General features: G+C 38.7%; 11 protein-coding genes. 6 read left to right on the forward strand and 5 right to left on the reverse strand.

Going from position 1 to position 13,972, the window contains the following annotated elements; all coding sequences use genetic code 11:
- Positions 1–80: 80 nt before the first annotated feature.
- Both AC4IFE_RS16125 and AC4IFE_RS16130 read left to right on the forward strand, forming a co-directional pair.
- A complete protein-coding gene (locus tag AC4IFE_RS16125; RefSeq protein ID WP_490758166.1) occupies positions 81–905 on the forward strand; it encodes an RsiV family protein in 825 nt (274 codons plus the stop codon).
- Positions 906–948: 43 nt separating this feature from the next.
- Positions 949–1,800 carry a diacylglycerol/lipid kinase family protein gene (locus AC4IFE_RS16130; RefSeq protein ID WP_490758243.1) on the forward strand — a complete coding sequence of 284 codons (852 nt, stop codon included), beginning with the start codon at positions 949–951 and terminating at the stop codon, positions 1,798–1,800.
- 12 nt (positions 1,801–1,812) lie between these two features.
- On the opposite strand, the gene tsaA is transcribed toward AC4IFE_RS16130, so the two are convergent.
- The 3 genes from tsaA to ggt all read right to left on the reverse strand — a co-directional run bounded on the left by tsaA (position 1,813) and on the right by ggt (position 5,536).
- Positions 1,813–2,271, reverse strand: coding sequence for a tRNA (N6-threonylcarbamoyladenosine(37)-N6)-methyltransferase TrmO (gene tsaA, locus AC4IFE_RS16135; protein WP_490758167.1), 459 nt, complete (start codon positions 2,269–2,271; stop codon positions 1,813–1,815).
- 45 nt (positions 2,272–2,316) lie between these two features.
- Positions 2,317–3,597, reverse strand: a complete 1,281-nt coding sequence (locus AC4IFE_RS16140; protein WP_490758168.1) for a dicarboxylate/amino acid:cation symporter — start codon at positions 3,595–3,597, stop codon at positions 2,317–2,319.
- 250 nt (positions 3,598–3,847) lie between these two features.
- Complete coding sequence (gene ggt, locus AC4IFE_RS16145; RefSeq protein ID WP_490758169.1) at positions 3,848–5,536, reverse strand: gamma-glutamyltransferase; 1,689 nt, start codon at positions 5,534–5,536, stop codon at positions 3,848–3,850.
- 253 nt (positions 5,537–5,789) lie between these two features.
- On the opposite strand from ggt, the gene AC4IFE_RS16150 reads away from it, so the two are divergent.
- From AC4IFE_RS16150 to AC4IFE_RS16160, 3 genes are all read left to right on the forward strand, one after another.
- Positions 5,790–8,693 (forward strand): TonB-dependent receptor plug domain-containing protein, encoded by a 2,904-nt coding sequence (locus tag AC4IFE_RS16150; protein WP_490758170.1) that lies wholly within the window; start codon positions 5,790–5,792, stop codon positions 8,691–8,693.
- A 104-nt stretch (positions 8,694–8,797) separates the two neighbouring features.
- Complete coding sequence (locus AC4IFE_RS16155; RefSeq protein ID WP_490758171.1) at positions 8,798–9,763, forward strand: NAD-dependent epimerase/dehydratase family protein; 966 nt, start codon at positions 8,798–8,800, stop codon at positions 9,761–9,763.
- A gap of 84 nt (positions 9,764–9,847) precedes the next feature.
- Complete coding sequence (locus tag AC4IFE_RS16160; protein WP_490758172.1) at positions 9,848–10,600, forward strand: polysaccharide deacetylase family protein; 753 nt, start codon at positions 9,848–9,850, stop codon at positions 10,598–10,600.
- A gap of 361 nt (positions 10,601–10,961) precedes the next feature.
- On the opposite strand, the gene AC4IFE_RS16165 is transcribed toward AC4IFE_RS16160, so the two are convergent.
- The gene (locus AC4IFE_RS16165; RefSeq protein WP_490758173.1) at positions 10,962–12,167 is read right to left on the reverse strand and encodes a metallophosphoesterase; all 1,206 of its coding nucleotides are present in this window, start codon (positions 12,165–12,167) and stop codon (positions 10,962–10,964) included.
- Positions 12,168–12,233: 66 nt separating this feature from the next.
- Positions 12,234–13,301 carry a 3-oxoacyl-ACP synthase III family protein gene (locus AC4IFE_RS16170; RefSeq protein ID WP_490758174.1) on the reverse strand — a complete coding sequence of 356 codons (1,068 nt, stop codon included), beginning with the start codon at positions 13,299–13,301 and terminating at the stop codon, positions 12,234–12,236.
- Between the two features lie 101 nt (positions 13,302–13,402).
- Between AC4IFE_RS16170 and AC4IFE_RS16175 the strand changes: the two genes are divergently transcribed.
- Positions 13,403–13,972: a hypothetical protein gene (locus AC4IFE_RS16175; protein ID WP_490758175.1), complete on the forward strand. Its 570-nt coding sequence runs from the start codon at positions 13,403–13,405 to the stop codon at positions 13,970–13,972.

Genomic DNA, 13,972 nt, shown 5'->3' on the forward strand with positions numbered 1-13,972 from the left:
GATCAGATCAAATAAAAAATAATTTTGCAAAACCATTCATTTTTGAATGGTTTTTGCATACATACCTGAAAGATATAATTATGAAAAACATCATTGCTGTTCTGGCAGTTTCTTCCTTTCTCGCTTTTTCAGCATGTAAAAAAGGAGAAAATACAACATCACCTGATAAAACAGAAACTTCACAGCCGGAAAAATTCACAGTGGACTCCGTGAAGGTAAGCGATTCTTCAAAGATTGCAGATTCATTAACCATAGGCTTCACTTCCAAACTGCTTGTTTTTCCAACGCTGAAAGACAAACAGCTGCTGGACAGTATCTATTTTCAAAATAAAGGGATTAAAGATTTCACTAAAAAAGGGCTGCAGGCTTTTCTGGATAGTGAGAAAATTAAATATTTTAATTCTGTAAAAAGCGACAGTAAAGACTGGCTTTCAGATATTTCATACGCACAGAATTGGTATACAAATACCCATATGAATCTGGTTTCCAATGATAATGATTATATGCATATCGGATATGTATGGAGTTCCTACGAAGGTGGCGCCCATGATAATTATGGATTCTCCGAAAGGGTTTTTGACCTTAAAAGCAATAAAAAACTGGAACTTAAAGATATTACTACAATGCCGAAGGCTCAACTTGAAGCCCTGTTGATGAAGAATATCAATAAAGTGAACAGCGGAACAACAGATGGTGAAGGAGAGGTGAAGAATTCAGACATGCTGCTGGTAGAAGTAATTCCTGCTACAGATAATTTCTATTTCGATCAGAAAAACCTCTATTTCCATTACAGTCCGTATGAAATTACTGCCTTTGCGGCCGGAGATATCGTAATTCCGGTGTCCTGGGAAGAACTGAAAGGAACATTGAATGCAGAATTCAAAGAAAGAATGAAAATAAAGTAAATTAATGCTTCCGGATCTGGAAGCATTTTCTATTTTTGCGGTAATGGAAAAAGTAGCTTTTATCATTAATCCCTTTTCGGCCAAAAAAAATTATCAGCCGTTTCTTGACGAACTCAAAAAAAAGGTTGACAATCCTTTATATTATATCTCCGAATCTATTGCGGCGACAGATGATTTTATAAGGGCCAATTTTGACCATGTTGATATTTTTGTAGCCATAGGAGGGGACGGAACTATTTCCACCGTGGCCAGAAATCTTATCAATACGGATAAAATTCTGGCGATTTTTCCGGCCGGATCAGGCAACGGCTTTTCCAATGAGACTAAATTCAGCAAAAACCTCGATGAGCTGTTAGAAAAAATTAAAACCAGGGCATCCAGAAAGATTGATACCTTTACGGTGAATGACAGGCTGTCTATCAACGTTTCAGGAACCGGATTTGACGGAAAAGTGGTGAAAGAATTCGAAAAAACCAACCGCGGATTCAAAAACTATATCAAAGTATCCCTGAAAACATTTTTCAATTATAAGCCTATCAAGGTTAAATTTTTTGATGAAGCCTATCAGCAGTATAACGGGAAATACCTGATGCTGAATATAGCCAATACACGCCAGTTCGGAAACAATGCTTATATAGCACCCAAGGCAAGTAAAAGTGACGGATTGGTAGATATGGTCCTTGTGAAAAAATTCCCGCTGACCTATTCCGCTCTTTTTGCCTTCAGAATGTTTACCAAAAGGCTGAAAGACGATGAATATGTAACTTATCTGCCCGTTTCGGAAATTTCATTTAAAGTAACCACCAAAAACTGGCATCTTGACGGTGAATTTAATAAGATAAAATCACCCATACATGTGAAAGTTTTACCAGCCAGCCTGAATATTTTGGTATAAACTGCTTCTGAATTATTTCCAGTAATTTTTCATCAGATCGGCAACCCATCCGGGCTGTTTGATCCCGGTTTTAGGCTGAAATTCCTTAAATACGGGTTTAATATCCAGTACCGGTGTTCCGTCAATAGCATCGAGAAACTTAACTTTAATGGTTCTTCCATTATGTTCCAGTAATTCAACGGTTGAAAGTCCTATTGTGTTAGGTCTGTCTTTTTTACGCTGGCTAAAAATACCTGTCATGGGATAATCTGGATTTCCTCTCGGATGTCCTGAGAAAATAATCTCTTTCTTTTTTACCTTGTCAAAATAATAAATAATTTCAAGATGTGAAAAGCTGGAAATACTGTCGAAAGCTTCTGTTGGAATATGGTCAGCCAGTTCAATTTCGGCAGTGATTGCTTCCCAGTTATCATCTATTGGTTCCGTCCGTGAGTTTTTGACTGTTGCTATAGGTTGAAGGGTTATTTCCATTGAATAATATTTTTTGTGATCAGGTATTTTGTCGTTTCAAAAGTTCTAAACTTCTAATTTTTTCTCAATTTCATTCGGATGATCCAGGCAATACTGCAGCTGGGTTTTATCCAGTTGCTTTTCCCAATTCGCTACAACTACCGTGGCTACAGAGTTTCCGATCACATTCGTTAAAGCCCTGCATTCGCTCATGAATTTATCGATTCCTAAAATAAGGGTCATTCCTGCTATCGGAATTTCGGGTACCACGGCCAGTGTTGCTGCCAATGTTACAAAACCTGCTCCTGTAACACCGGCAGCGCCTTTTGAACTCAGCATTGCTACCAAAAGCAGCATCAGCTGTTTTTCCAGTGGAAGGTGAATATTCAGGGCCTGGGCTATAAAAAGAGAAGCCAGTGTCATATAAATATTGGTTCCGTCCAGGTTAAAAGAATAGCCTGTAGGGACTACAAGTCCTACGATCGCTCTTGAACAGCCCGCCTTTTCCAGCTTTTCCATAATTCCCGGAAGTGCTGATTCCGAAGAACTGGTTCCTAAAACCAATAGAAGTTCCTCTTTCAGGTAAAACATCAGCTTGAAAATACTGAATCCGTTATACCATGCAACCGCTCCCAAAACAATGACAACAAAAAGAATAGAAGTGATATAGAATGTTCCTACTAAAAATATAAGGTTCAGGACAGAATGAAGACCATATTTCCCAATTGTAAATGCCATTGCACCAAAAGCTCCGATTGGGGCCAGCTTCATCAGTATATTGACAATTTTAAAAATAGGAGTAGAGAGATCCTGTAAGAAATCCGTTACTTTCTGGCTTTTTTCTTTAGTCAGAACCAGGGCAGTACCCATTAAAATGGCTACCAGAAGAACCTGAAGTATATTTTCTCCTACCAGTGGACTGAAAAGTGTTTCAGGAATGATATTCATGATGAAGCCGGTCAGGGTAGTGTCGTGGGCTTTTTGCTGATATTGCGAAACATCACCTGATAGAGTAGCGGGATCAATATTCAAACCGTGTCCCGGTTGTAAAATATTTCCTACAATCAGTCCTATGATCAGGGCTAAGGTGGAAAATGTAAAGAAATAAATCATTGCCTTTACCGCAATACGTCCTACTTTTTTGAGGTCAGTCATATGAGCAATCCCCAGAGTAAGGGTAATGAAGATCACCGGAGCAATGATCATTTTTACCAGTTTGATAAATCCATCACCGAGTGGCTTCATCTTTTCACCCAGCTCAGGATAGAATCTCCCGAGAAGGATACCGGCTGCTATGGCAATAATAACCTGAAAATAAAGCTGCTGATAGAATTTTTTGGCTTTCAAAGGATTCTTTTTAGATTTTGAACGCGGAAAATTAAGAATTTTTATCTTAAAACATGACGAAAGTCAGTTAAATTAATGATGAAAGTACAGGATAGAAGTAAGGACGTTGAGAGATGGAAGTCCTGGAAGTTTTATATTTTGTTTTAGCCTTCTGATTGGAGGTTTTGTGAAATGCCGGAAACAAGATGGAGGATAGATGCTCTGTCAGTGACTTCTGTCTTCATTCCTCCATCTTCTGTCCGAAATTATATTATTCCACCGCAACAGAATCATCCCCGCGGCCATCTGCTACAGCATGAATGTTTCCGTTATCATCCATCAGGATAAGTTCTGTTTTTCCGATGTATTTTATTTTCTCAATCACATAGTTTTTGCTTTTAAGCGCTGTGATTGTACTTTCAGGGAAATTATTTTCTACCGTAATTTTTTCAGGAAGCCACTGATGATGGAATTTCGGCGCATTCACAGAGAGATTGGCATTCAGTTTAAAATCTACCACATTAACAATAGACTGATAAACTGAAGTGGGAATTGTTGTTCCGCCAGGTGTTCCTACCACCATATATGGCTTTCCATTTTTAATCAGGATAGTAGGAGTCATGGAAGAAAGCATTCTTTTATTCGGCTGTATGGAGTTAGCCTCTCCGCCTACGGCCCCAAACATATTCGGAACTCCCGGCTTGATAGAGAAATCGTCCATTTCGTTATTTAGGAAAAAGCCTGCGCCCGAAACGACAACCTTGCTTCCGTAATATCCGTTAAGTGTGGTCGTTACAGAAGCGGCGTTTCCGTCTTTATCTATTACAGAAATATGGGTAGTCTGGGTGGATTCTTTTGGCTGACTGATAATTTTTCCGACTTCTGAACTTGGTGTTGCTTTACTGAAACTGAAACTTTTCCATCTGTTTTTTAAATACGAATCGGAAGTCAGATACGTGGTTTTGTCCTCAATAAAATCCGGATCACCCATATATTCTGCCCTGTCTGCAAAAGCTCTTCTTTCCGCTTCCGTCATGATCTGTACAGCCTCCGTTGAATTTTGCTGGTACTTTTCCAGATTTTCGTAACCGGCCATTGTGAGCATCTGGGCAAGCAATACGCCACCACTGGACGGAAGAGGCATAGTGACCACACGATTTCCTTTATAATCGAATTCCAAAGGCTTTCTTTCTGCCGTTTTATAGTTTTTAAGATCCTCCAAAGTGATGATTCCGTTACCTTTCTTCATTTCCGAAACCATAAGCTCAGCAGTTTTGCCTTCATAAAATCCTTTTGCTCCCAGTTTCTGAATCAGTCTCAATGTTGCAGCCAGTTCTTTCTGCACCAAAAGGTCGCCGGCTTTCCAGGGAATGTCCTTTACAAAAGCAATAGAGGATTTGTTATGTTTTAAAAAGTTTTCTTTATGGGTATTCAGCATATTGGCTTCCATTTCTGTAATGGCAAATCCTTTTTCTGCAAGATCAATGGCAGGCTGAATGATTTTGTTCATAGGAAGCTTGCAGTATTTTAAAGTCGCAAAAAACCCGGATATACTTCCCGGTACCCCTACGGCCAGTCGTCCATATTGGGAAAGATCTGTATCTGCCTTTCCGTTTTTATCAACGTACATATCCTTGGACGCTTTTCTCGGAGCAGTTTCCCTGTAATCCAGGGTAAATTTTTCACCATTATTTTTAACACCGACTAAAAAACCGCCACCACCGATGTTTCCTGCCTGAGGATAAACTACGGCAAGAGCATACTGTGTGGCTACAACAGCATCGTAAGCATTTCCACCCATCTTCATTATTTCAGCTCCTGCTTCGCTGGCAAGGGGATGAGCAGAAACCACCACACCTTTATTCTTTACTTTTACCTCCTTTATAATGTTGAAATCAGTAAACTGAGCAGATGAAAAATGAAATGCCATAAATAGGGCAGCAAGAAATATTCGCTTCATAAGATTATGTTTTAAGACAAAAGTAGATAATTTTAAAGAAACTGCCCCTTCTTTAATGGGTGTTTATCACTAGATCATCCGAATAGATAAGTAAACTATTTGTTAAATTGCATATTTTATATGTAAAAAATCAATTGTATTGATAATGTTTATTTAAATATTGTTATTTTTATAATTATTTTTTAAAGTAATCTTTATTTTGTTGTTTTTAATGTATTTTTATAAGACGAATTACCACTTAAAAAAATACCATATGAATAAAAATTACCAAAAAATTGCTCTGCTTGGAGTACTGTTTTTTATTTCAGCCAATGTTACCGCCCAAACTAAGGATTCAATAAAAACCAACCAGGTGGATGAAGTAAAGATCACCATTGGTTCACGAAATAAAGCAAGGGTTGCTACCGACACTCCCGTTCCGGTAGATGTTATTAATATTGGTTCTCAGTCAGTTTTAAGTCCTCAGACAGATCTTAATCAGATTTTGAATTACGCAGCCCCTTCTTTTACATCTAATTCTACAACGGTAGCAGATGGAACGGATCACGTGGATCCTGCCCAGTTAAGAGGACTGGGTCCGGATCAGGTATTGGTTCTGCTCAACGGAAAAAGGAGGCATACCTCTTCTTTGGTGAATATCAACGGCTCGCCGGGAAGAGGTTCTGTAGGCACCGATCTTAATGCTATTCCTGCATTTGCTATTGAGAGGCTGGAAGTACTGAGAGACGGAGCTTCTGCACAATACGGGTCTGATGCTATTGCAGGGGTCATTAATGTCATCATGAAGAAAAACACCAATGCTTTTACAGCCGCCATCACAGCGGGAGCTTTTAATTCAAAAGGATCTAATGACCATCATGGAGGATGGGACGGTGGAAAATATCAGGTCGATCTTAATTACGGCACTAAAATCGGGACGAATGGATTTGTCAATTTCACGGCCAGTTTATTGAGCAGAGATGATACCAGAAGAGCTATGGCGGCAAGCGGAGATATTTTTAATGCCTATAATGCAATTGAACAGAGAGCGCTGGAAAACGGGGTAAATATTTCTTCACTTTTTGGTAATATTAATAATACTCCGAATACCCAGCAGATCATAAATTATATTCATCAGTATGCCCCGCAGGTCGGTTATTTTACGGCACAGCAGCAGGCTGATATTCAGTCTGCGAACACTATTACGCAATTGCAGAACCTGTTGAAGGTTAATGTAACTGAAAATGAACTCGCTTACAGGAAATTAACCAGAGACGATTTTAATATGCGGGTAGGGCAGTCGAAACTGACATCCGGCCAGTTTTTTATGAATTCTGAATTTGATCTTTCATCATCTGTGAAAGGATACGCTTTTGGGGGAATTTCTTACAGAGATGGTAATGCAGCAGGCTTTTTCAGAAGACCCAACCAAAACAGAACTTCCACTTCAATATATCCTAATGGCTTTTTGCCTGAAATAGCCTCAGATGTTATTGATCTTTCTTTTGCAGGTGGATTTAAAGGGAAATTGGGAAATATCAATTATGACATCAGTAACACCTTTGGTCAGAATACTTTTGATTATACCATTAAAAACACGGCCAACGCATCTATGGCCTATCCTGGTAAAACAGAATTTGATGCCGGGGGATTGAGCTTTATGCAAAATACGATCAATGCTGATTTCGATACAAAGATTGACTGGCTGAAAGGTTTTAATGTAGCCTTCGGAGGAGAAGCCAGATTTGAACGGTATAAAATAAAAGATGGAGAAGAGGCGTCATGGGCGCTTTATGATATCAATGGAAAAATCCAGACTCCAGCAACTGTTGCTTCTTTAAAACCTACAGATTTTTTCGGAGTTTATACTTCTGAGGTACCGGGTCCGCCTATTATTCCTGCAAGCACGACTGGTGCGAGACCGGGCGGATCACAGGTATTTCCCGGTTTCAGGCCTGAAAATGCTTTAAATAAAGGAAGGCAGTCTGTAGCGGCTTATGTGGATACAGAACTGGATATTACAGACAAATGGCTGTTAAGTGCTGCTTTGCGGTATGAAAACTATTCAGATTTTGGATCTACGTTTAATTATAAAATAGCAACACGGTATAAACTGACCGATCAGATTAATATAAGAGCGGCTCATTCAACCGGCTTCAGAGCTCCATCTTTACAGCAGATTTATTTCAATGCCACGGCCACTCAGTTTGTAGGAGGTACAGCATTTGAGGTGGGGACATTTTCAAATGATTCAGAAGCTGCAAAGCTTCTGGGTATTCCACAATTGAAACAGGAAGAGTCGAAGAGTTATTCTGCCGGTTTTACGGCAAAAATTCCACAGGCTAACCTTACTTTTACTGTTGATGGTTATTATATTAAGATCAAAAACAGAGTGGTTCTTACCGATCAGTTCTCAAGACCGGCCGGAACCTATGCTGACGGAAGCCCGGAAAAAAATCTGCAGGCCCTTTTTGATAAAGCCAATGCCAATGCAGCTACATTTTTCGCTAATGCTATTGATACCCAGACTAAAGGAGTAGAAGGGGTGATTTCTCACAGAGGGAGGTTTTCCGAGAAATTTTCTTTAAATTCTGATCTGGCAGTGACAGTATCCAAAACCAACAGGGTAGGAGATATTCATGGTTCCGATGCTTTGATTAAAGCAGGACAGGTCAACCGTTATTACTCGGAGTCCAGCAGAATTTATCTTGAAGAAGCTGTGCCAAGATTTAAAGCTTCTCTTAATAATGCCTTGGAAATCAGCAGATTTAATGTGCTTTTGAGAAATGTGTATTTCGGAGAGGTTACGGACCCCAATACGATGGATGCTAATGGAGATGGTATTGTAAGTGGAGAAATCATCAACGGGCAGGCTGTTGCTACAGAACATCCTGTTTGGGGTGGGAAGGTAATTACGGATTTATCCGTAGGATACAGATTCAGCAACAGTTTCAGGCTGACCATTGGCGCTAATAACTTATTTGATATTTATCCGGATAAAAATTACGGGCCCACTGCGGTGAAAGTGCCTGCTCTGGATAGTTCCGGTAATTTGACTTACGTTAATGCCGCTCCCATAGACCTTACCAATCAGAATCAGTTCATTTACTCCAGAAACACATCACAGTTCGGGATGAATGGAAGATTTCTTTTTGCAAGGGTTAATCTGAGCTTTTAGAAATTTCTTTTTGCTCACTATGCAAAAGGTGTGTTTATGCATACCTTTTTTATTTTGGTTGATATGATTTTTTTACTTTTGTACAATTCTAAAAAATATGTAAAATGGAATCCTATACGGAAAGAATCTTAATTACGGGTGCGCTGGGACAGATCGGCACCGAACTGACGAACAGGCTTGTTGAAATGCACGGGGCTGATAATGTAGTGGCATCAGGGCTGGACAGATGGCAACAGGGAATTACTGCTGCCGGACATTATGAAAGAATGGATGTTACCAATACACAGCTGGTAAGACAGGTCATTAAAGACTATGAGATTACAACAGTGTATCATTTAGCATCGCTTTTGTCAGGAACTTCAGAAAAGCAGCCAATTTTTGCGTGGAAACTGAATCTTGAACCTCTGCTTCAATTTTGTGAAATGGCAAAGGAAGGCCTGCTTAAAAAGATCTTCTGGCCAAGCTCAATTGCGGTATTCGGTAAAGGAATTCCAAAACAAAACGTAGGGCAGGATGTGGTTTTGAATCCTACAACAGTTTATGGGATCTCCAAAATGGCCGGAGAGAAGTGGTGTGAGTATTATTTCGACAAATATGGAGTAGATGTAAGAAGTATAAGATATCCGGGACTTATTTCATGGAAAACTCCGGCAGGTGGCGGTACAACAGACTATGCTGTTGAGATCTTTTACGAAGCTATAGAAAACGGAAAATATACAAGTTTCATTTCTGAAGATACAGGAATGCCTATGCTGTATATGGATGATGCGATCAACGCAACATTGAAATTAATGGAAGTTCCGAAGGAAAGTCTTACTGTTCGTTCTTCTTATAATTTAGGGGGAATGTCATTTACGCCAAAAGAACTGGCAGAAGAAATCAAGAAAGAAATCCCTGATTTTTCTATCGATTATCAGCCGGATTTCAGACAGGCCATTGCAGATTCATGGCCAGCCTCTATTGATGATTCAGTAGCGAAAAAAGACTGGGGACTCACTTACGATTTCGGAATTTCTGAAATGACGAAGGACATGATTGAGAATCTTAAAGTGAAATTGAATAAAAATTAATTACTTAAAGTTTATATTTAAATAAAATTCACTTTAACATCTGATTTTTAATATATTATAATTTCTATCTAAAATTTAATTTAAATGATTTTATTGACTTTTAACATCCTGAATATTGAAGCTGAGGCAAAAAACAGTTCAGAAATTTCTGATGTGGAAAGGCTGAAAATAGCAGAAGATAATACAAAAGCTATTCTTAGGATTTTAGATATTCATGATATTAAAGCAAGCTTTTTTGTAGAAATTTCTATTGCGGAAAAACTGCAGAATTTAATAAAAGCAATTTCATCCAAAGGGCATGAAATTGCTTTTTATAATTTGAATTCCAATCTTCAGGAAATTGAGAATGTTAAAAAGAATATGCAGGAACTTCTGGAAAAACAGGTTAGAGGAATCAGACAGAAAGATTTTAAGCTTCCTCTACAGGAATTGAAATCATTGGAGTTTAATTATGTTTCCAATATCGATAATGCGGATATCCTTTTTCCGTTCAAAAGGCTGAAAAGAGATACGGAAATTAATGAAGAAGACGGGCTGAGCATTGTCCCTGAAAGTATCTCGCCTTACAGCCAGCTGCCCTATAATGACTTTGTATTTCAGATTCTGCCGATCAAGTATTATCAGAATATGGTTTTCGAAACCCTCAAAAATGATGATTTTGTACTGATCTATCTCAATTCATGGCAGTTCACCGATTTTAAAAAATACAGATTTGATATTCCGTTTTACAGAAGCCTGTTTTCGGGCAAAAAAATGGAGGACAATCTGGAGGCGCTTCTTGCCTGGATCAACGAGAAGGAACTGGCTACTTCCCGTATGAAGGATTATATTTTTTAGGTAGCAGATTGTAGGGATTAGGGATTAGGGATTAGGGATTAGGGATTAGGGATTAGGGATTAGGGATTAGGGATTAGGGGCTGCACCGCAGTTGAAATTCCGGTCTTTGTTTATGCAATTGTGAATTTTGCTTTGCAAGTGAATGGTGAATTCAGAATCAAGAGCCAAGATGCAAGAATCAAGAGCCAAGAGTCAAAAACCAAGATGCTAGATGTCAGACATCAGACAATAAACTCGTTGTTTTAATGACTACGAACTAGCAATAGTAAGTGAACACGCTTCTCTCAACTCATTTACTCTCCAACCCAACCCTCAAACTCCAAACTCTCCGACTCCGCAACTCGAATCCCGCATCGCGGAACTAACTCAGCTCAAATAAGGTAATTTCCGGTAAAACCCCAACTCTTCCAGGGTAACCTAATACTCCGAAACCTCTGTTTACGTACAGCATCTTGCCCTCACTTTCATACAGGTCTGCCCATTTTGGGTAACGGTACTGTACCGGCGACCATTTTATATTTTTAAGATCTAAACCGAACTGCATCCCGTGAGTATGTCCTGAAAGTGTCAGGTGGATGTTCCCCGGGTGTTTTTTCACAACATAATCGAAATGGGTAGGGTCATGGCTCATTAAAATTTTCGGGGCGGATTCCGGTACGTTTTTTAAAGCATCGTCAATTTTTCCGAATTGAGGGAATGGCTTCAGTCCCCAGTTTTCAACGCCGAGGATATATAGCTTCTCTCCATTTCTGTCGATTACCCTGTTTTCATTTCTCAGCATATCAAAACCGGCTTGCCTTTCATACTCAATAAGCGTGTCCAGGTTTTTCTTCTTGGCATCAGTTGAGGTCCATGTTACATAGTCACCATAATCATGGTTTCCCAACACTGCAAATTTTCCGTCTTTTGCTTTGATCTTGGAAAATAACGGGATAAAAGGTTTGAATTCTTCCGCAACATTGTTAACCATATCTCCTGTAAACAGGACAAGATCAGGATTTTGTTCATTAATTAGGTCAATGGCATGCTGTAATTTGTCCGGATCGGAGAAGCTGCCACTGTGAACGTCAGAGATCTGTATTACTTTATAACCTTCGAAGCTTTTAGAAAGACCGGGTATTTTTACTTTTATTTTTCTTACCGTATGTCTGTATTTCCCGAATGTAATTCCGTCAATGAAAAGGGCAGAAAGTACACCCCCGAGGCCTAATCCTACAATACTCAGGAACTTTCTTCTTTCAGGAAAAAAATTCTCTTTCGGTTGTGTTAATCCTATCAGGTATCCTCCTGTTCTGAAAATATCATCAATGAATAAAAACAGAACCACAAAAATTTTAGGCAGTATAAAGATCAGGAATAGCGAAATTGTGATCTGCATTCTCATTGAGCTTCTGTCTGATTTTTGGAAATGAATAATTTCATAAGCGAAAATCCCGTAAACAGCTAAAGATATCACAACGTACCCGAACCTGATCCAGAAATTATCGGTTAATGTTCTTATAGCCTGATAGATATAGATTTCAAGGGCCAGGAAGATAACGGCAATGATCAAAAAATTTCTCTGCATGATAAATTTAAAAAAGCACAAAGAATACGTTTCCCTGTGCTTTATATTTTTTTGTTAATTAAATATTTAAGGAAATCTGTAAACGATAGCATTGATATTCATTCCGGCACCTACCGAAGTCATCACAATGTTACCTTTTTCTTTAAACGTTTGACCCTCCATTTTTCCTTTAATTATTAAATCATACATCGTAGGAATGGTTGCTACAGACGTATTTCCAAGGTTCTGAATCGTCATAGGAGAGATCGAGTGGTCGTAATCCTTCACGTCGTACAGCTTGTGAAGTCTTTCAATCATAGCATAATCCATTTTTGCATTCGCCTGGTGGATCAGGATCTTATCAATATCTTCAATGGAAAGCCCGGCATCTCCGATTGTTTCTTTTATAGCGGAAGGCACATTTTTAAGAGCGTACTCATAAATTTTTCTTCCCTGCATTCTTACATAAAGACGTCTTTGGTCTACATTCTGGTTGATGGAAGGTGCATTTTCAAGGTAACACAATTCCGGACCATTGTCGCAGATCGTGTTGTGAGAAATTATCCCTACGTTTTCCTGATCCGTAGCCTGTACTACCACTGCTCCGGCTCCGTCTGCAAAGATCATTCTGTTTCTGTCATGCGGATCAGTAACACGGCTCAGCGTTTCTGCACCTACTACAAGAATAGTTTTGGCTGCCTTTGCCTTGATAAGGTTGTCTGCAAGGATCATGGCTTCCACCCATCCCGGACATCCGAAGATCATATCATAAGTAATACATTTTCTATTTTTAATGCCTAACTTATTTTTTACTCTTGCTGCCATATTAGGCATAAAATTCACATATCCGTCTACAGTAACTTCTCCAAAGTTGCTTGCGTAAATGATGTAATCCAGTTCTTCTCCATCTACTTTGGCATCTTCAAGGGCAGCTTTGGCAGCTTCAGAGCCGATCAGCGAGTTGGAAAGATCGTCTTCAATAAATCTTCTGTTTTCTATTTCTGTGATTTCTACAAACTTTGCGATGGTTTCTTCAGCAGGTTTTTCAATCTTAACTCCGTCTTCAGTGTAGAACTCAGAATCCATGAAATAATCTCTACCAATAACTCTGTTAGGAATATAGGATCCGGAACCAATAATGATCGTATTCGGCATTCGTTTATATGATTTTTTAAAGATGCAAAGTTAATAATTAATATTAATAACAGAGAATTAAAAATATTATTAAATTTGCAAAAATTGTACTTTACAATCGTATGAAAAACAACTCGTCCTTAAAAGGCTTACTTATTGCAGCTGTGGTGTTTATCGTTGCCTTTGGGGTCTACTTCTTTTTTTTAGCCAAGAAAAATTATTTTGTAGTAGACAACCCTACTCCCAATACGTATTATTTTAAGATCAATAATGGTTCTGAAGGAGTTATTTCTGCGGGCCAGTATGTTCATGTTGACGTAAAAAAAGGGAAAAATTCTATCAAGGTTTTCGATCAGAATAAGAAAATGCTGTATGATTCTGCATTTGAAGTAAATAAGATTCGTGGACTGATCAATATTGCCCATCAGGATTATTATATTAATGATCAATATTATGGGTACAATCTTAAAAAAGATTCACTACTTTTGGCCCTTGACAAGATCACGATAGACGGAAAAGAATATCTCGGAGGAGCAAGGCACTTCAATAAGCTTTACACCGAAGATTTTTATTATAATGTAGATGAAGATTACGATAAGGTGATCAAAAACATCCAGAAAGTGGAATCGAGATCAAAGATCTTCAGAAAGCAGGATTTCCTAAATTATTACAAAGAATATTACAAGTTTTAA

Source organism: Chryseobacterium sp. UF-81 (genome assembly GCF_058245105.1).

Excerpts from the sequence above, each read along its gene's own strand:
- AC4IFE_RS16170 (WP_490758174.1), bottom strand. The coding sequence starts at position 13,301 with ATGCCGAATACGATCATTATTGGTTCCGGATCCTATATTCCTAACAGA.
- AC4IFE_RS16160 (WP_490758172.1), top strand. The coding sequence starts at position 9,848 with ATGATTTTATTGACTTTTAACATCCTGAATATTGAAGCTGAGGCAAAA.
- AC4IFE_RS16175 (WP_490758175.1), top strand. The coding sequence starts at position 13,403 with ATGAAAAACAACTCGTCCTTAAAAGGCTTACTTATTGCAGCTGTGGTG.
- AC4IFE_RS16130 (WP_490758243.1), top strand. The coding sequence starts at position 949 with ATGGAAAAAGTAGCTTTTATCATTAATCCCTTTTCGGCCAAAAAAAAT.
- AC4IFE_RS16155 (WP_490758171.1), top strand. The coding sequence starts at position 8,798 with ATGGAATCCTATACGGAAAGAATCTTAATTACGGGTGCGCTGGGACAG.
- AC4IFE_RS16150 (WP_490758170.1), top strand. The coding sequence starts at position 5,790 with ATGAATAAAAATTACCAAAAAATTGCTCTGCTTGGAGTACTGTTTTTT.
- AC4IFE_RS16165 (WP_490758173.1), bottom strand. The coding sequence starts at position 12,167 with ATGCAGAGAAATTTTTTGATCATTGCCGTTATCTTCCTGGCCCTTGAA.
- tsaA (WP_490758167.1), bottom strand. The coding sequence starts at position 2,271 with ATGGAAATAACCCTTCAACCTATAGCAACAGTCAAAAACTCACGGACG.
- AC4IFE_RS16125 (WP_490758166.1), top strand. The coding sequence starts at position 81 with ATGAAAAACATCATTGCTGTTCTGGCAGTTTCTTCCTTTCTCGCTTTT.
- ggt (WP_490758169.1), bottom strand. The coding sequence starts at position 5,536 with ATGAAGCGAATATTTCTTGCTGCCCTATTTATGGCATTTCATTTTTCA.